A 17846-nucleotide genomic window follows, 5' to 3' on the forward strand; every position below is an offset into this window, starting at 1 on the left:
AGGTTTTCGTCTTGCTACGCCAATTAGCCCTTGCTCTGTTGGGCTTTGTCTTATCCTACCAAGCATTTGCGCTTCATAATGCAAATGCAATCTTTTACCCTTTGCCAACTCAGGCAAAGGGTACTTTTATCGCGGCTAAAAAGTTGTTCTTGGGTGAAAAGGGCGGTTTGTGGATTCATGACGTACACGGGAGAGTCCTGTTTTACGATGGTCAAACTATATTGCCTAAATCAGGTAGCTTCCTACAAACGTCGGCCAAGCAGTTGGCCTATCATAAAGGTGCTTTTTGGACCTTTATTGAAAATGAGGTCTATCGAACTTATCCAAATCAGGAGCGACGTTTAGTCTTTAGTTTAAATCCAGGCTCACAAATAAGAAAAATAGGGTCTTCAAAGAACTATATTTGGGTGAGTGATGGCGCGCATTTCTATACCTACAATATCGACACTAGCGAGTTAAACTCTTTCTCTCTATTGCAGCTCTATCAACATAGTAATAATAGCTACGTTTACATTAATGATGCGGTGCTAGTTGAAACGAAGTGGGCACTAGCAACGACTTCCGGCTTCTATCTTTCTGAAGGTGATAAGTTTGACCATGTCGCTGCCTCAGGTCAAAACTACATTGAGAAAGTCTATTATTCACACACGCGAAGAGAAATTTTGATAGGTACATTGCGTGGCGCTTTAATTTTCAACATTTACCAGCCTGATAAAGAAGTGATTAGAATTGGCGGCTCACATGTTTTGACATTCGCAGAGACAAATCAAGAGTACTGGGTGGGGACAGAGCATGGCCTTTATTTGTACTCATTTTTTTCAGGTGAGGTCACCGAAGTCGCGCCTGCAAGTTTTCTTGAGTTAGAGTTAGATAACACGAAGATTTATTCGTTGTTGAGTGACAATATGGGAGGGATGTGGATTGCGACTAACCAAGGTATTCGTTATTACTCGCTATTTAGTAAAAAATTTGAACGAGTGACCTTTAGTAGTTATGACTCACACACCCTATCTGGACGAATTCGGCAAACTATTGAAGGTCCTGATGGTGCGCTTTGGTTTGCTGATGACCGAAAGATTTATCGTTCAGGAAAGAGTGGGATTAACCAAGTCTTAGAGTTGGAGTCGCAGATCAATGAATTTGCGTTTCAAAACGGCATGCTTTGGCTTGCAACCTCAAAAGGGCTGGAAATATTTGAGCTAAATGGTCTCAACAAGATTACATTTCCTTATTTACAGGTTATGGCCGGACATGCCGTAGAGCATGTGACCGTTGATGGTGATGACCGTCTTTGGGTATCAAGCGGATACCATCTTTACAATGTTGATACTGCTGCACAAAGCGTACGAAACTTTGGAAGTGAGTGGCTAGTAAGTCAGTATTTGCCTGCTAAGGTTACGCGCCTATATGATACTCAAGATGCCCTATTAATAGGCACCGATCATGGCGTATACCAATACAGTAATGACAACATCCAGTTTATCCGTTTTTCAGAAAAGTTTGGTGAATCATTAGACATGACCACGGCGGTTGATGGCAGCCAGTGGTTTGCTTCATCTTATGGTGTGTTTAAAACTGATACACGAAGCGATGAAAAACGTGTTGTTGAAATGAGTGAGCCCAACGCCAGACCTGCTTGCTTGATCAGAGACAGGCAAGGTGTATGGTTAGCTTCCTCTGTCGGTTTAAGCTATTACCACCTTTCGGGTGAGTTAGTGAAACATTACGCATCGTCATCAGGCTTAATGAACAATGAGTTCCTCCCTGGTATTTGTAGCGTTATACAGCAGACAGAAATTGGTGAGCGAGAGCTTGTTCTGGGGTCGAAGTACGGACTCGTAAAAGCAGAAGCATCCAAGCTGCTTGTATCTAATCCCCCAGAGTCTAAGTTTATTGTTAGCCAAGTTGTGCTTGAAAATGAAGTTCTGCAAGTTGGTAGTGCCGATCTGAATGGGATCACACTGCCATATGGATCTTCGCTGAGTTTTTTATTCGGTGTGATGCCAAAACCAGACAGTCAAAATTTGTACTATCGATTGAACAACGATGACCCATGGCAAACGTTAGAGGGGGGCCAACTGACACTCGAGCACCTTAGTTCCGGTGAATATCACTTGCAGGTCAGTAATGAGTCTCAAGTTGCCGCTGGAGTCGTTGGTTTAGAATCTCACTTTATCGTCCTTCATCCTTGGTATCTATCGCGATTTGCTATTTTAGGCTTTGTCGTAGCTAGTATTGCGGTCGTCGCATTACTTGTTTTCTGGCGCTCTCGCTACGTTGTACAGGCTAACCGTGATCTAGCAGCTCAAGTGACTCTCAAAACGAATCAGTTAAGACATCAAAGTAGAGTGTTGCTTACGAGCAACCAGCAATTACGTAAACAGATTCAAGTTAGAAACCTACTCGTAGACCATGTAGCTCTATCCATAAAATCAAGCGTCGACTTTATTGTGGCGAAACTACCTATGCCTCTGGATACTGCGACAGAGGATCATTTGGCTAAAACGAATTGGCAGTTAAATGAACTCAAAAGTGTTCCAAGTGATGTAAGTGGTGGGAGTCAGAACTACAACTTGAGTCAGATAACTCAGTCAGTGGTTGATGTATGGCAAGATGACTTTGCAAAAGCGGGTATTTTGGTAGAGCTAGAAGATGAGAGTAAGCAGAGCCGGGTTGCTCTGGAAAGCTTTAATCTTGATGTTATTTTCAATAGCATTTTTGCCAATATCATCAAGCGCTCTTTCCGGGGTCAAACGGTTAGAATTATGCTAGAAAAGGGGCATGATATTGTGTCATTGAGCTTTCTTGATTACGGGACGCAATTACCTAATAAAGTCGCGACTGGGCTTCCATCTAACTTAAATCACTCTGAGTTGAGTATTGACCACCTTGCCCAACTAGTGACAACGAGTGGTGGTTATTTGGCTGTCTTCTCTTCTGATGCTCAAAACAAAGTCGAGATTACATGGCCATCTGCGAAGGAAAGTAGTTATCTGGATGAACCGCAGCAAGAACTCAATCCTGTAACTATTGCAGAAGATCAAGTCACACCAGAGAAAGAGTGGTTGCAAAAAGTCTATCAATTAGTGGCAGAGCATTACCATGATCCTGAATTTGGCACTGCGTCAGCCGCTAAAATGCTGTATATGTCTGAACGCTCTTTGCAGAGACGTTTTAAATCTGCCTCGTCAAGAACGTTAAAAGACTATGTCACAGAGGTTCGTTTAGAAACGGCGTGTGAACAGTTATTGGCGGGTGAGAAAATCAGTGAAGTCGCCTTTAACTGTGGCTTTAATGATCCATCTTACTTTAGCCAAAAGTTTAAGCTGCATTTTGGTTTGCCCCCTTCCAAGTTTGCTTTGACTCAAGAAAGCCAAGAAATTAACTAGAAAACCTTCATTATACGCTCCCTAGTTAATAGTTAAGATGCTGGGGAGCTGCATACAGTGCTCTATTATTGCTGCAGTTGCTAACGCAGTAAGTTTCATTGTTTCTTCATCACATCTAGCCTACAAATCCATTCTCAACACGTAAGCACGATCACGTTCTATCTGTTAGTCGCGATGTTCATAGCAATAAGCATAAATGGCTTCAAGAGAATGATTTACTGATAGTTGCAACAAATAAATGACAGTTGTATTGCTGTATCAAAAGAGCGTGGTTCATTTGGGGGAGTGATGGCATGCGACATTCGTGAAAACGAAAACTGTGTTGAAAAGATGAATAAGGTAAAGAAGTTTTGAAAGAGGTGAAAAAAAATATCGTGGTATAGCCGGGGGGACTATACCACGGGTGTCAAGGACACCTTCGCTTGCTGCCGGAGTGACATGTTGCCATGCCACCTCTGGAATTTATTAGAGAGGTTGCCCTCTCGATGGAGTAACTATACGAGAGGTTACTTATTTTTCTTATAAAAATAACGCCATGTTTATATGAGAAAAGCGACAACGTTTGGTTTTTTACTTAAGCCATTGTTTTAATTTGAATTTTTTGTTTTCTGTTTTGGTTTGTGACATTTTTGTTTCGTTAGGTGTCATTTGTAATTGTTAATTTTGACGTAAATAACGAGAGGAAATTTACGAAGTTAACGTTTGAAAGCGTGAAAACATTTACGGAATCTTTGATTTCACACAAGGATTGAAGGGGTATAGGGGAGTAATATTGGCAACCTAAACTTATTAAATAATAATATTTCTCATTAGCAATACTCTTAAGGGCCACTATGAAGTTATCAGAGATTAATCCTGGCGATACGGTGACGATTCGGTTGTTAGATGGTCTTTCATCAGATATCAGAAAGAAACTCATGGTAATGGGGCTGCTTCCCAATACAGAAGTCAAAGTGATTCGACGTGCGCCAATGGGCGATCCTTTACAAGTCGAAGTCCGTGGTGTGTCTGTCGCATTGCGAGAAACAATTGCTCAGAAAATTGAAGTGGAGCGAGTGTAATGCAATATCAAGTGCTAACCGTAGGTAACCCTAATAGTGGTAAAACGACGCTATTTAATGGTTTAACTGGCGCAAAACAGCAAGTTGGTAACTGGGCAGGCGTCACGGTTGAAAAGAAAACGGGACAATTCAAGCATGCTGGGGATGAGTTTTTGCTCACTGACCTTCCGGGTATTTACTCATTAGACAGTGGTAATGATAGTAATAGTATTGATGAATCCATCGCATCGCGTGCGGTTCTAACTCATCCTGCTGATCTCATTATTAACGTGGTGGATGCTACAAGTTTAGAGCGCAGCTTATACATGACGCTGCAACTTCGCGAACTTGGTCGCCCTATGATTGTTGTCCTCAACAAGATGGATGCGCTAAAGCGTGAACGTCAGATGATTAACGTTGCAGAGCTTGAGAAAACGTTAGGTTGTCCGGTTGTCAGTTTATCTGCAACCAATAAAACTCAAGTGGCAGAGTTTAAAGAAAAGCTCCATAAATCCATCGTTCAAGGAGTGCCACTTAAAGAATTGTCTTTGCATTACGGTGAGAAGATGGAGTCGGCAATTCAAACGGTTTCCGCACTTTTTAACGACCAAAACGTCGCTCATCGTGCACTAGCGATTCGTGCGCTTGAAAAAGACACAATGGTGCTCAATAGTCTTTCTGATATTGATAGAAGCAAAGTCTTGGAAGTCATTACGACGTTAGATTTGGATATCGATTTGCATGTCGCGGATACTAAGTACACGCATCTGCATGAACAGTGTAAAAAAGTTCGCCGAAGCGAAGGCAAGTTAAGTCGTAGTGTGACTGAAAGACTCGACCAGTTTATTTTGAACAAGTGGATTGGAATTCCTTTCTTCTTTGTTGTTATGTACCTGATGTTTATGTTCTCGATTAACATCGGTAGTGCATTTATCGACTTTTTTGACATTGGTGTGGGCGCATTATTGGTTGATGGTGGGCATCACTTGTTAGACGGTCATTTGCCTGTGTGGTTAGTGACGGTTCTTGCTGATGGTATCGGTGGTGGTATCCAGACGGTTGCAACCTTCATTCCGGTTATCGCGTGTTTGTACCTCTTCCTAGCGGTACTTGAGAGCTCAGGTTACATGGCTCGTGCAGCATTCGTACTAGATAAAGTGATGCAGAAGATCGGCCTACCGGGCAAAGCATTTGTACCGTTGGTTCTTGGTTTTGGCTGTAACGTACCGTCAATCATGGCAACTCGTACTCTAGACCAAGAACGTGAGCGTAAACTGGCTGCCTCTATGGCACCATTTATGTCATGTGGTGCTCGTCTGCCTGTATACGCGCTATTCGCTGCGGCATTCTTCCCAGGTTCTGGCCAGAACATTGTATTCGCACTTTACCTACTTGGTATTGTGGCAGCGATCTTCACAGGTCTTTTCCTTAAGCACACGCTTTACCCAGGTAGCAGCGACAGCCTAGTGATGGAAATGCCAGATTACGAGCTTCCGACGCTACAAAACGTGGTGATCAAAACTTGGCAAAAGCTAAAGCGCTTTGTACTTGGTGCAGGTAAAACCATCGTTATCGTTGTTGCTATTCTGAGTTTCTTCAACTCATTGGGGACTGATGGCAGTTTTGGTAACGAAGACAGCGAAAACTCTGTGCTTTCTAAAGCAGCGCAAGTTGTGACTCCAGTATTCTCACCAATCGGTGTTCAAGAAGATAACTGGCCAGCGACGGTTGGTATCGTTACCGGTATCTTCGCAAAAGAGGCGGTAGTTGGTACGCTTAACAGCCTATACACCACGCCAAGCGACGGTGAAGACGCAGAATTTGATCTAATGGGCAGCCTAGAAGAGGCAGTAATGAGTATCCCTGAAAACCTAGCCGGTTTGAGCTACTCAGATCCACTAGGCATTGAAGTGGGTGACTTAACTGACTCAAATGCCGTTGCCGAAGAACAAGAAGTCGATGCTTCTATCTTCGGTAACATTAAATCGCAGTTTGCTTCTGGCAATGCCGCATTTGCTTACCTAATCTTTATCCTACTGTACACACCTTGTGTGGCGGCGATGGGGGCTTACGTACGTGAGTTTGGTCATAAGTTCGCACGCTTTATCGCGGTTTGGACAATGGGCTTGGCTTACCTATGTGCGACGTTCTACAACCAATTGACGCATTTCGCAGATAGCCCAGTGACAAGTGGCATTTGGATGGCAGTGATCGTAGCTATCTTCTTTGGCACATACCGTGTGTTCAAACGAGTTGGTAAGAAACAAAACGGTGCATTAGAGGCGCAAGTAGCATGATTTTAAAAGAGCTTTATCAATACATTGCAGACAAAGGAACCGTTTCCCAGTCAGATCTGGCTAAGCAGTTTGGGATGAGTGAAGATGGTGCTGACGCGATGTTAAGTGTGTGGATTAAGAAGGGCAAAATTAGCCGCCTAGTTGACACCAATAAAGCTCATGACGTGACTCGAGTTCGCTACTCAGTGACTAAACAAGATGGTTTGTCTCTGACAGTCACCATGTAGCGACTATCAAAATTAGTCACCTAAAAATTATCACGTAAAAACGACAAAGCCGCATCAGCAATGATGCGGCTTTTATTTTGCTGGTTATTGTTTGTGAATACAGCGAAATTAATGTTCTTCAGAGTGTTTAGTCGCGCCTAACCCTAGGAACTTCAAACCAAGACTTAAAACTAAAATCGAAATAGGTAATGTTAAGATCGTCCAATCTAAGCTGTCGAAGTTAATCAGCACGAGCTCTAAGAATTTCACAAACAAGATCACGATGATGACTTCAGCCAAAATGTTTTTTAGATGGCCGATGTTTGGGGTTCTGATCCAATGCAAAACCGACTGCTCTTGTGTTTTCGCTTTAGCTTTGTTGGAAATAAATAGTGTGTAGATGCCGTGAGCAAAGATGAACAAAACTAGTGCGACAAGAAATGTATCCAGTGACTTGATCAAATAAGCGATCGCGATGTCTGCTTTATCTAAATGTGCGAGTGCTTCTGGAGGTGTTTGATTAAGAACGAAGACCGCAAATGCTGAATAGGTTTTTGCTGCACCCATAAGAAAAAGCAAGAATGAAGCAGCCATAGAACAGATGATGGCGATCCAGCTGACGTATCGGAATGTGTTGAAGACTTGTTTCATGATGACCCTCTCTAACTGAGCGGGCAGTCTAAACAAGTTTTATTTTAGTGATAATCCCAGAAAAATGAGAAAGATTGTTACAAATACGTATTAATCTTTCTCTGTCTATTTTAGCCGTATTCAAAGGCGAATTATTTTCGCTTACAGTGCTTATGCTTTTTGGAAAATAGAGCTCAGTGATAACACGTTCTTAATACGACCAAGCAATTCGTTTTGCTCTTCTTCTGTACGGAATTCACCTTTGGTATTACCCCAAACCGGTCCCGGCCATGCTATGTCATCTTTGAAGCGAGCGATATGGTGAATGTGCAGTTGCGGCACCATGTTACCTAGTGCACCGAGGTTTAACTTGTCTGGACGGAATGTTGCTTCCAGTGCTTGGCTTACCGCTTGAGACTCTAGCAAAAACTGTTGCTGTTCTTTCATTGGCAAGTGGTGAAGCTCTTTTAGGTTTGCACGTTTTGGTACCAAGATAACCCATGGCACAGCATTGTCTTTATGCAGAAGCGCCACACACAGAGGGAAGTGACCGATAACGGTAGTGTCTTTTGCCAATTGAGGGTGCAGTTCAAAACTCATTATATTATCCGATTTGAATTGAATGACATCAGTATACGCCAGATAAAACAAAAGGTTGACGCTTTCACGCCAACCTTTCTAAATCGTCTCGATTCTCGATTCTCGATTCTCGATTCTCGATTCTCGATTCTCGATTCTCGATTCTCGATTCTCGATTCTCGAATCGCTTACATGCGCTCTAGAGTATCAATACCTAGTAGAGACAGACCTTGCTTGATGGTCTTCGCTGTTAGCGCTGCTAGTTTCAGACGGCTTTGTTTCACAGCTTCGTCTTCAGCAACTAGGATAGGGCACGCTTCGTAGAAACTAGAGAACTGACCTGCTAGTTCGAATAGGTAGCTACACATGATGTGCGGTTGGCCTTCGCGAGCGACAGATTGAACCGCTTCTTCGAACTGCATAAGTTTAGCAATAAGTGCTTTCTCTTTCTCATCAGTGATTTTGATGTCACCTTGGAGAGCGTCCATAGCAACACCAGCTTTAGCGAAAATAGAAGCTACGCGAGTGTATGCATATTGCATGTATGGTGCTGTGTTACCTTCAAACGCTAACATGTTGTCCCAATCGAACACGTAGTCAGTCGTACGGTGTTTAGATAAGTCAGAGTATTTAACCGCTGCCATTGCAACTGTTTTAGAGATCTTCTCTTTTTCTTCCGCATCCAGTTCAGGGTTTTTAGATTCGATCAGTTGTGCTGCACGAACTTCTGCTTCATCTAGAAGGTCGGCAAGACGAACGGTACCACCCGCACGAGTCTTGAATGGCTTACCATCTTTACCAAGCATCATGCCGAACGCGTGGTGCTCAAGAGATACTGACTCAGGTACGTAGCCTGCTTTACGAACAATTGTCCAAGCTTGCATTAGGTGCTGGTGTTGACGTGAGTCGATGAAGTAAAGCACACGGTCTGCGCTTAGCTCTTCATAACGATATTTTGCACATGCGATGTCTGTTGTTGTGTATAGGAAACCGCCATCGCGTTTTTGAACGATAACGCCCATTGGTTCGCCATCTTTGTTCTTGTATTCATCTAGGAATACAACTTGCGCGCCATCATCTTCAACGGCAAGACCTTGTTCTTTTAGGTCTGCAACGATCTTAGGAAGCATGTCGTTGTACATGCTCTCGCCCATCACGTCGTCACGAGTCAGTGACACGTTTAGACGGTCGTAGTTGCGCTGGTTTTGGATCATGGTTACATCAACGAGTTTTTTCCACATTTCTGCACAGTACTCGTCACCGCTTTGCAGTTTCACAACGTAGTTTCGCGCTTTCACTGCGAATTCTTCGTCTTCGTCGTACAGTTTCTTAGACTCACGGTAGAAGCCTTCAAGGTCAGCCAGTTCCATAGAAACTTCGCCAGACTCTTGTTGTACACGCTCAAGGTTTGCGATAAGCATACCGAACTGAGTACCCCAGTCGCCGATGTGGTTCGCACGGATCACTTTGTGACCTAGGAACTCAAGAGTACGTACTACCGCATCACCGATGATGGTTGAACGTAGGTGACCAACGTGCATTTCTTTAGCAACGTTTGGTGCAGAGTAGTCAGCAACGATAGTTTGAGCTTCGTCTGCTGCAACGCCAAGACGTGAGTCAGCCAGTGCTGCTTCCGCTTGTTTTGCTAGGAACTCTTCGCTTAGGAAAATGTTGATGAAACCAGGACCTGCGATTTCTGTCTTACTCGCAATACCGTCTAGGTCTAGAACATCCAGTACTTTCTGTGCAAATTCTCGTGGGTTAGTACCCAGTTTTTTAGCAACGCCCATTACGCCGTTTGCTTGGTAGTCACCAAATTGTGGCTTTGCTGATTGGCGTACCGCCGCAGGGCTTCCTGCAGGTGCGCCAGCGGCTTCTAGAGCCTGAGATACTTTGTCATTAATAAGTGCTTGGATATTCACACGCGTTTCCTTCAATTCAAGGACGAAGAACTCGGCGAAGTAAGTGCCAAGTTCTGCTGGAGTTCACAAAAATGGGGCTAATGATAACAACTTTATTGCTTTTCATACAGAGAGGAATTGGGGAAATTTATACTTTTTCGATTGAATGGAAATGAGGCTTGGTTTGCGTTTACTATTGCGCTCAGAGTAATGAGATAAATAGCCCCACAAGAGAGCCACAATGACGACTCAACTAGTTGAAAAACGCCTAGCGCCTGAATTGATGATCCAAGATTTGGATGCATTTATGGCGAAGATTGAAGAGTTTGCATCCCTGTTAAAACTGGATCTGAGCTTTGCTCAAGCTGACCATATTGCGTTGCGTATTAACGATACTGATACCGCAAAAGCTGCGCATGAGGCTTGGAGTCAATACGGAAAGGTGATTTCACAAGCGAAAATCAACGGTCGCCCAATTATTGTTATTGAGTTCGATAAAGCGTTGGAAAGTCGTGGCTGGAAGATTGAGTGTCTGGAGCTGCCATACCCTGCGGAAGGCAAAATCTACCCAACTGAAAGCTGGGAACATGTGGAGTTTGTGATTCCGTCTCATGCCGAAACCGCAGATGAGTTTCTTGCTGATTTGAGACACACTTATCCAGCGTTTGGCGCACGCTTTAATGAGTTAGAAGAGCTGGGTGTGAAGATCAAACTGTCGAGCCCGAAAGGGGATGGCGAACGCTTGAATAACCCAACAGTGGCGTTTAAGTACCAAGGCATTTGTATCAAACTGCACCCGCATTCACTTAAGCGTATTGTGGAGTCTGAGCAGGCGTAAAACGCTAGGGTGAGAATTGCTGAGTTGCGATAGGCAAAAAGGGAGCCGAGGCTCCCTTTCGTAAGCGAATCACTATTTAGCCAGTGACTTGCTTTTTGGGTTGGTAATGGAAAGTTTTTTGCCTTTCAACTCTTCATCTAAAGGCAGTGTAAAAGTTTTGGCAAACGGCATTCGTTTACAATGATCCGCCTTGTCTCTAACGATAGTAATAAGAGCTTCTGTCTGTGAGCTTTGCTCTATTTTTAGGCTAAAGTCCTCGTTTTCACTGCAGCCGTTAGACTCTGTGATAAATGAAATTTGACTCTCACTTGTCCTATAAGTCTCTACCATCATTGCTTGGTGCTCAGACGTCTGGTTTGTTTGCAGTCCTGCGTTTGCTGAACATGCAGTTAAACTGATAGTGCCCAAACCAAGTAGGAATATCTTGAGTCTATGTTTCATCTCGTTACCTTTTTTTGCGTCGTACGAATGAACCTGCAGCCATTAACACCAGTAGGCCAATAGATAAACTGCCGCCTGAACTAGACTTTTTATTAACGTCGTTACCAGCATCGCCCGTATTATCTGTGCTGACTGACATATTTATGTTGCGAACAAATGCTTGCGCGCTGTAAATGCCACTTGAAAACGGGTGTTGGACGTATTCAAACGTTATCGTATTAGATGCTTTGTAAAGATCGATCTGGATCTCTTTATAATCGAGGAGTTGGTTGGTGCTATCGTAAATTTCACCATTAACTAAGATGAACAAGTAATCAAAACCATCGGACATTACTTTGAGATCCATGGTAAGTTTGCCCTTCGGAAGATCGGTCAAAACCAGCTCAGATACACCAGGATAAGCTCCCATATCCGCTGATTGCAGTTCACCATTTTCAGCCGTCCAAGCGTTTTGACCGGTATAAACATTTGCGTCTGCTAGCGGAATGGCATTACGCACTGATCTGCTTGCTTTATCTACACCTGAATACTCGAAAGTTGTTGTGAGTCTGGACAGTTTCGGATGATCGGTAAAGAGCTCTATCGTTGTTTCTGATCCCGAATAGCTAGGTTGGTAGCCGACGGTAATTTGACAGCTTTGCGAAGGCTTTAAGGTACCAGTACAAGTGCTTTTCTCGATGGTACTTCCGTATGATATTGTGCTTTGGTAGATGTTGAATGGGATAGTATCGTCATTACGAATAGTAAAGGTCTCTTGCTGCGCTTTTCGCTCAACGAAACGAAGATCTCGGTACTTAGTGAAGCTGATAGTATTGCGATGGCTATCTATCCATCCATTGTGTTGAAAATGAGCGACGTTGGCGTAAACACCATAAGCGTTTGGTTGAGCACATCCATCCCCCCAGCTGACCACGCCTAGCAATTTGTTGATACCGTTATCATCAACGATGAGTGGACCGCCGCTATCTCCTTGGCAGCTATCTTTACCTCCCCAATAGTATCCGGCGCAAATACCGTCATCTGATACATTAGAGTAGTTTCCTGGTAGGTTTTGGCAGGTAGCTCGATCTACGTATTCCAAATCTACTTGTTGTAAAACGGTTGGGTATATTCGGTCTGTCGTGGACGTATTTCCCCATCCAGCCACGTGCAACTTGTCTCCTACGCGTACGCTATCTAAAAGTTCTGGCGTTGCCAGGTCAATAGTTGCGCTATCGATATTGCGTTCTAATTCAATAAGAGCGATGTCATTGTTCGTTGTTATGTTGTTATATTCATCATGTGAATAGATATTTTTAATGGCGATGCGCTGTGCTTGAGACTCTCTGTTTTTGTCATAAAGACCAAGAACGATATCCAGATCGTCCGCATTAAGACCTTCCACACAGTGCGCAGCAGTTAATACGTATTTTCCACCTAGGAAACTGCCACCACAAAAGTGACCAATAGATGTAGGTTGTCCTTTACGTACCAGTGAAGCAATAAATTTCCAGTCGGAAGTGTTGGCAGGTTCGCCGCCGATAATGCGAGTGGATACATCATTCTGAACAGGCTCAAGAGTATCTGCGATTGTGGTTGCTGGTAAAGTCAGCCCAATCAGAAAAGCCACTAACGTTTTTTTCATTTTAATTCCGTAATATTAACGTGGTTTATTATAAGGAGGGCAAATGATAAACGGAATCATTCTCTCAGTAAATAGTTATGGAGAAATGAAAAATTATAACGTATAGGTTTAACTTTGATGGTTAAGAATTGGAGGGGGGATCTTCTGAAAAGATGAAACCCGCCAAGTTGGACGGGTTTCACTATCGTTGTAACTAGTACGGAGGGATTACAGGATCACTGTCTTATTCCCATAAACAAAGACGTGGTCATTGATCACTTTATTCAAAGCCTTACTCAATACGTTCTTCTCTACATCGCGTCCCGCTTGCGCCATATCTTGGGCATTGAATGTATGGTCGACAGGAATTACGTCTTGCTTGATGATCGGCCCTTCATCTAAATCATTAGTCACGAAGTGTGCTGTTGCACCGATGATTTTCACACCGCGATCGTAAGCTTGTTGATATGGCTTCGCGCCAATAAAAGCAGGTAAGAAGCTGTGATGAATATTAATGATTTTGTGGTGATATTTCTCAACAAACGTCGGCGTTAATACGCGCATGTATTTAGCTAGCACCAAAAAGTCAGCATCGTATTGATCGATCACTTCTAGCATCTTCTGCTCGTGTTCTTCACGGCTAAGGTTTTCATGGGTCACATGGTGGTAAGGAATGTCGAAGCGTTCAGTGAGAGTTTGCAGTTTGTCGTAATTCCCCACCACAGCGGCGATCTCAACATCTAGGCTTCCATCGTAGGTTTTCATCAGAATATCGCCTAAACAATGCGCTTCTTTTGTGACGAGAATGACGATGCGCTTACGGCGAGAGCCAACCAATTTACGCTTAGCACCTTGCGGGAGAGCTTGGTCCAAGTCGGCAAGAAACGTTTGATCGTTGAAGTACCCCTCCAACTCCGTTCTCATGAAAAAGTGGCCACTGGTATTATCAACAAATTCGTTATTGTGAACGATGTTGAGTTGGTGCTTGTAACAGATATTAGTAATTTTCGAGATGAGACCCGGGGCGTCAGAACAGTGGGTCAACAGTGTTTTCTTTTCCATAAATCAGGTACTTCCATGCATTAATATTTTAGCGTACGAATTTGTTATTATTCCCTGGCGGGTGTAACTGTACTGCCATGTTTCACCATAAATAATCTATTCTTACGTTGGTTTCAACAAAATATCCGCGTGTCGCCGCAAGCTGGTCAGATTGTGGGCTGATGTCACTCCTATTCCTCTGATATACTCTCGATAATTTTTCAAACTCAATACCAAGCATGATCGCAAAAACTTTTTCCTCTGATGGCGCGTTAGGTAAGGCCATTCCTGGCTTTCAAGCTCGTCAGCCACAAATCGATATGGCGGAAGCCGTCAGCAGTGCGATCAAAGATCAAACCCAGTTGGTGGTGGAGGCAGGAACCGGAACCGGTAAGACCTTCGCCTACTTAGTCCCTGCGCTGTTAAGCGGTAAAAAAGTGATCATCAGTACAGGCTCGAAAAACTTGCAAGAGCAGTTGTACCATCGTGACTTACCGCTCATGGTCAATGCGCTTGGTTTTTATGGCCAAGTGGCGTTATTAAAAGGGCGTTCTAATTATCTGTGTTTGGATCGTTTGAGCCGCCAAATGGTCGAAAGCCACACTAATGAATCTGACCCGACGTTATTAACTCAACTGGTTAAAGTGCGTGCTTGGTCATCAGAAACCAAAACAGGTGACCTTGGGGATTGTGATGATCTGCCAGAAGACAGCATGATCATTCCGACTATCACCTCAACCAATGATAACTGTTTAGGTAAAGAATGTCCGAGCTACACCGATTGCTTTGTATTGAAAGCGCGTAAGCGAGCCATGGATTCCGACATTGTTGTAGTGAACCATCACTTGTTTCTTGCTGATTTAGCGATCAAAGAAACAGGATTCGGTGAACTGATTCCAGAAGCCGATGTGTTTATTTTTGATGAAGCTCATCAGTTGCCAGATATTGCGAGCGAATATTTCGGCCAGTCAGTTTCAAGCCGCCAAATTCACGATCTTGCCAAAGACATTGAAATAGCCTATCGCACCGAAGCCAAAGATATGCGTCAATTGCAAAAAGTGGGCGACAAACTCATGCAAAGCGCAATGGACATGCGGATTGTATTGGGTGAGCCAGGCTTTCGTGGCAACTGGCGTGAGGCGTTGCAATCAGGTTCTATTAAGCGAGAATTATTGCGCTTAACTGACAGCCTCGAATTGGCGATTGATGTACTCAAAATAGCCTTAGGGCGCAGTCAATTACTGGATACCGCCTTTGAACGAGCAAATTTGATCAAAGGCCGTATCGACCGGGTATGTGATGTCGATATTACCGGTTACTCATACTGGTACGATACCTCGCCTCGTCATTTCGCTCTGCACATTACGCCTCTTTCTGTCGCGGACAAGTTCCATGAGCAAATAGAGATTAAACAAGGCGCTTGGATTTTCACGTCAGCAACCCTAGCCGTATCGGGCGATTTCAAGCACTTTACTGAGCGCCTTGGCCTCAAGCCTACAAAGCAATTTTCTCTGCCGTCCCCCTTTGATTATCAAAAGCAAGCGCGCCTTTGTGTGCCAAGGTATTTGCCAGAGCCAAACAGTAACGGCTTAGCGGATAAGTTAGTCCGAATGCTTGCTCCGGTGATTGAAGAAAATGATGGTCGCTGCTTCTTTTTATGTACCTCGCACAGCATGATGCGTGAACTAGGTGAGAAGTTCCGAGAAGTACTTGAGCTGCCTGTGTTAATGCAAGGGGAGATGAGTAAGCAGAAAACCTTGGCGGAGTTTATGGAACTGGGTAACGCTTTACTCGTGGCGACGGGCGCTTTCTGGGAAGGGATTGATGTTAGAGGTGATGCGCTGAGCTGTGTTATTATCGACAAATTACCGTTTACCGCCCCTGACGATCCGTTACTCAAAGCCCGTATCGAGGATTGTCGATTACGTGGCGGTGAACCATTTGCTGAAGTACAAATCCCGGATGCAGTGATTACGTTAAAGCAGGGAGTCGGGCGATTAATTCGAGATCAGAAGGATCACGGTGCGTTGATCATTTGTGATAATCGCCTCGTCACGCGAGACTATGGTGGTATTTTCCTCGGAAGTCTACCACCTATCCCAAGGACGCGAGACTTAGATGGAATCAAAGCATTCCTGAAAGCAGAACAATCTGTCACAGACGCAAGTGCTGAGGCATAACCCAATAAATGAGAGTTGTAGAGAGTTAAATGAGCGCAAAAATTCTTGCTATCGATACAGCGACTGAAAACTGTTCAGTTGCGTTGTTGGCTAATGATCAAGTGATTTCACGTAGCGCGGTTGCACCACGCGATCACACCAAAAAAGTACTGCCAATGGTTGATGAAGTACTCAAAGAAGCTGGCCTGACTCTACAAGAGCTGGATGCGTTAGCGTTTGGACGTGGTCCAGGTAGCTTTACTGGCGTTCGTATCGGTATTGGTATCGCACAAGGTTTGGCGTTCGGTGCTGACTTACCTATGATCGGCGTTTCAACGCTGGCTGCAATGGCTCAAGGTAGCTATCGCTTACATGGTGTGACCGATGTCGCTGTGGCTATTGACGCACGTATGGGTGAAGTTTACTGGGCACGTTACACTCGCCAAGCAAACGGTGAGTGGGCAGAGATGGATGCAGAGTGCGTAATTCCACCAGCACGTCTCGTTGAAGAAGCACAAGCAGACGACAAAACGTGGACGACAGCAGGTACTGGTTGGGATGCTTACCAAGAAGTATTAGCAGACCTACCGTTTAATTTGACGCATAGTGACGTTCTGTACCCTGATTCACAAGACATCGTGATTCTTGCTGAACAAGAATTTAAAAAGGGTAATACCGTGCCGGTCGAAGATTCGAGCCCTGTTTATTTACGTGATAATGTGACATGGAAAAAACTTCCTGGTCGCGAATAGTCCGTTTTTCATTAACCTGACAAAAAGCAGGGCGTTTGCCCTGTATTTTTATGGAGTGCTATGGCGTCGATTAATGGCTTGCCTCCTTCTTTGATTCCCGGTGCAAATCGCACTCATAAAGCCAGTCAAAAGAAGCAGGTAAATAAATCACAAACAAAGCAGCCTGTAGGTCAGCCTTCAAAGGTTGCTAACGCCGTGGCGCACTCCATAAAACACGTGGATGAGTCCCAAATTCACCGAGCTCAAGTGCAATATGACCTTCCTGAAGGGGGCGCACGTAAAGCAATGGAGCAGTACATGGATGTCATGAATCGAGCTAAAAAAGAGGAACTGGCTCAATTACTTGGTGTCGATATTTACGTGTGAGATCTCCCCAGCTTGGGGTTACTAATATTGAAAGGTGGTTTATGAAGGTTTTTGGACGGTTTTTTCTCGCATTATTTGCTACGGTTGGTTTGTCTGCGTGTAGCTCTTTGCCAGAGGAGCTAAATGCAAGCACAGAATTGGTCGTTACAGACTATAAAGCGTTTGCTGAGTCTCAGGGGCAAGTGAGTGAAGATGTTCGCCTTGGTGGAATCATCGCTAAAGTGGATAACTTTAAAGATAAAACGCGTCTAGAGATTGTAAACCTTCCTATCAGTAAGTCTGGTAAACCTGATATTGATGAAGAGCCTACGGGGCGTTTTGTCGCCTATTTTGATGGCTATTTAGAGCCTGTCGCCTTTAGTGAAGGCCGTTTGGTGACGGTTGTAGGCAAAGGAGCAGGGGAAGAAGAAGGAAAGATCGGTGAGCACGGTTACATCTTCCCAGTAATTAAGGGGGAAGGGTACCGTTTATGGAAAATTGAAGAACGTGTACGCATGTATGACTCGCCAACCTACTTTTACCCATGTTACTCGATTAACTGCCGCATGTGGCGTAATGATTTCCCGCAAGACGGTAAAGTGATAAAACAGGTCAAATAATCTGC

At 44.1% G+C, this 17846-nt stretch carries 15 protein-coding genes; 9 read left to right on the forward strand and 6 right to left on the reverse strand.

Annotated features, from left to right (window positions below; translation table 11 throughout):
* Positions 1-11: 11 nt before the first annotated feature.
* The 4 genes from R7P72_RS14200 to R7P72_RS14215 all read left to right on the forward strand — a co-directional run bounded on the left by R7P72_RS14200 (position 12) and on the right by R7P72_RS14215 (position 6953).
* The gene (locus R7P72_RS14200) at positions 12-3389 is read left to right on the forward strand and encodes an AraC family transcriptional regulator (RefSeq protein WP_285437620.1); all 3378 of its coding nucleotides are present in this window, start codon (positions 12-14) and stop codon (positions 3387-3389) included.
* An 833-nt stretch (positions 3390-4222) separates the two neighbouring features.
* Positions 4223-4450 carry a ferrous iron transport protein A gene (locus R7P72_RS14205; protein WP_005382190.1) on the forward strand — a complete coding sequence of 76 codons (228 nt, stop codon included), beginning with the start codon at positions 4223-4225 and terminating at the stop codon, positions 4448-4450.
* Positions 4450-6726, forward strand: a complete 2277-nt coding sequence (gene feoB, locus R7P72_RS14210; RefSeq protein ID WP_285437621.1) for a Fe(2+) transporter permease subunit FeoB — start codon at positions 4450-4452, stop codon at positions 6724-6726. Before R7P72_RS14205 ends, feoB begins: the two co-directional genes overlap by 1 nt.
* The gene (locus R7P72_RS14215; RefSeq protein WP_005426709.1) at positions 6723-6953 is read left to right on the forward strand and encodes a FeoC-like transcriptional regulator; all 231 of its coding nucleotides are present in this window, start codon (positions 6723-6725) and stop codon (positions 6951-6953) included. The genes feoB and R7P72_RS14215 overlap by 4 nt, the downstream gene beginning before the upstream one ends.
* 108 nt (positions 6954-7061) lie before the next feature.
* On the opposite strand, the gene R7P72_RS14220 is transcribed toward R7P72_RS14215, so the two are convergent.
* The 3 genes from R7P72_RS14220 to argS all read right to left on the reverse strand — a co-directional run bounded on the left by R7P72_RS14220 (position 7062) and on the right by argS (position 10063).
* Complete coding sequence (locus R7P72_RS14220; RefSeq protein ID WP_318110640.1) at positions 7062-7583, reverse strand: YqhA family protein; 522 nt, start codon at positions 7581-7583, stop codon at positions 7062-7064.
* 150 nt (positions 7584-7733) lie between these two features.
* Positions 7734-8162 (reverse strand): HIT family protein, encoded by a 429-nt coding sequence (locus R7P72_RS14225; protein WP_039841466.1) that lies wholly within the window; start codon positions 8160-8162, stop codon positions 7734-7736.
* 167 nt (positions 8163-8329) lie between these two features.
* On the reverse strand, positions 8330-10063 hold the full coding sequence (argS, locus tag R7P72_RS14230) for an arginine--tRNA ligase (RefSeq protein ID WP_025517318.1): 1734 nt from the start codon (positions 10061-10063) through the stop codon (positions 8330-8332).
* Between the two features lie 220 nt (positions 10064-10283).
* Between argS and R7P72_RS14235 the strand changes: the two genes are divergently transcribed.
* Positions 10284-10880: a VOC family protein gene (locus tag R7P72_RS14235; RefSeq protein ID WP_025766980.1), complete on the forward strand. Its 597-nt coding sequence runs from the start codon at positions 10284-10286 to the stop codon at positions 10878-10880.
* Positions 10881-10952: 72 nt separating this feature from the next.
* On the opposite strand, the gene R7P72_RS14240 is transcribed toward R7P72_RS14235, so the two are convergent.
* The 3 genes from R7P72_RS14240 to purU all read right to left on the reverse strand — a co-directional run bounded on the left by R7P72_RS14240 (position 10953) and on the right by purU (position 13986).
* Positions 10953-11321 carry a hypothetical protein gene (locus tag R7P72_RS14240; protein WP_017819944.1) on the reverse strand — a complete coding sequence of 123 codons (369 nt, stop codon included), beginning with the start codon at positions 11319-11321 and terminating at the stop codon, positions 10953-10955.
* A gap of 4 nt (positions 11322-11325) precedes the next feature.
* The gene (locus tag R7P72_RS14245) at positions 11326-12945 is read right to left on the reverse strand and encodes a S1 family peptidase (RefSeq protein WP_005382202.1); all 1620 of its coding nucleotides are present in this window, start codon (positions 12943-12945) and stop codon (positions 11326-11328) included.
* Between the two features lie 207 nt (positions 12946-13152).
* Positions 13153-13986 carry a formyltetrahydrofolate deformylase gene (gene purU / locus R7P72_RS14250; protein WP_005382206.1) on the reverse strand — a complete coding sequence of 278 codons (834 nt, stop codon included), beginning with the start codon at positions 13984-13986 and terminating at the stop codon, positions 13153-13155.
* Positions 13987-14204: 218 nt separating this feature from the next.
* Between purU and R7P72_RS14255 the strand changes: the two genes are divergently transcribed.
* From R7P72_RS14255 to R7P72_RS14270, 4 genes are read left to right on the forward strand one after another with little or no spacing between them, the layout of a single operon-like run.
* A complete protein-coding gene (locus R7P72_RS14255) occupies positions 14205-16145 on the forward strand; it encodes an ATP-dependent DNA helicase (protein ID WP_005382210.1) in 1941 nt (646 codons plus the stop codon).
* Positions 16146-16174: 29 nt separating this feature from the next.
* A complete protein-coding gene (gene tsaB / locus R7P72_RS14260; protein ID WP_017819943.1) occupies positions 16175-16876 on the forward strand; it encodes a tRNA (adenosine(37)-N6)-threonylcarbamoyltransferase complex dimerization subunit type 1 TsaB in 702 nt (233 codons plus the stop codon).
* A 60-nt stretch (positions 16877-16936) separates the two neighbouring features.
* Positions 16937-17242 carry a hypothetical protein gene (locus R7P72_RS14265; RefSeq protein ID WP_017819942.1) on the forward strand — a complete coding sequence of 102 codons (306 nt, stop codon included), beginning with the start codon at positions 16937-16939 and terminating at the stop codon, positions 17240-17242.
* Between the two features lie 41 nt (positions 17243-17283).
* Positions 17284-17841, forward strand: coding sequence for a Slp family lipoprotein (locus R7P72_RS14270; protein ID WP_005382214.1), 558 nt, complete (start codon positions 17284-17286; stop codon positions 17839-17841).
* The last annotated feature ends 5 nt before the right edge of the window (positions 17842-17846 follow it).

This window comes from Vibrio sp. Vb0888, assembly GCF_033338835.1.
In the GTDB taxonomy this organism is placed as follows: Bacteria; Pseudomonadota; Gammaproteobacteria; order Enterobacterales; family Vibrionaceae; genus Vibrio; species Vibrio alginolyticus.

Bases quoted from the DNA above. Each gene is read 5' to 3' on its own strand.
- R7P72_RS14235 (WP_025766980.1), top strand. From the start codon at position 10,284: ATGACGACTCAACTAGTTGAAAAACGCCTAGCGCCTGAATTGATGATC.
- R7P72_RS14215 (WP_005426709.1), top strand. From the start codon at position 6,723: ATGATTTTAAAAGAGCTTTATCAATACATTGCAGACAAAGGAACCGTT.
- R7P72_RS14220 (WP_318110640.1), bottom strand. From the start codon at position 7,583: ATGAAACAAGTCTTCAACACATTCCGATACGTCAGCTGGATCGCCATC.
- purU (WP_005382206.1), bottom strand. From the start codon at position 13,986: ATGGAAAAGAAAACACTGTTGACCCACTGTTCTGACGCCCCGGGTCTC.
- R7P72_RS14270 (WP_005382214.1), top strand. From the start codon at position 17,284: ATGAAGGTTTTTGGACGGTTTTTTCTCGCATTATTTGCTACGGTTGGT.
- R7P72_RS14225 (WP_039841466.1), bottom strand. From the start codon at position 8,162: ATGAGTTTTGAACTGCACCCTCAATTGGCAAAAGACACTACCGTTATC.
- feoB (WP_285437621.1), top strand. From the start codon at position 4,450: ATGCAATATCAAGTGCTAACCGTAGGTAACCCTAATAGTGGTAAAACG.
- R7P72_RS14255 (WP_005382210.1), top strand. From the start codon at position 14,205: ATGATCGCAAAAACTTTTTCCTCTGATGGCGCGTTAGGTAAGGCCATT.
- tsaB (WP_017819943.1), top strand. From the start codon at position 16,175: ATGAGCGCAAAAATTCTTGCTATCGATACAGCGACTGAAAACTGTTCA.
- R7P72_RS14265 (WP_017819942.1), top strand. From the start codon at position 16,937: ATGGCGTCGATTAATGGCTTGCCTCCTTCTTTGATTCCCGGTGCAAAT.
- R7P72_RS14205 (WP_005382190.1), top strand. From the start codon at position 4,223: ATGAAGTTATCAGAGATTAATCCTGGCGATACGGTGACGATTCGGTTG.
- R7P72_RS14240 (WP_017819944.1), bottom strand. From the start codon at position 11,321: ATGAAACATAGACTCAAGATATTCCTACTTGGTTTGGGCACTATCAGT.
- R7P72_RS14245 (WP_005382202.1), bottom strand. From the start codon at position 12,945: ATGAAAAAAACGTTAGTGGCTTTTCTGATTGGGCTGACTTTACCAGCA.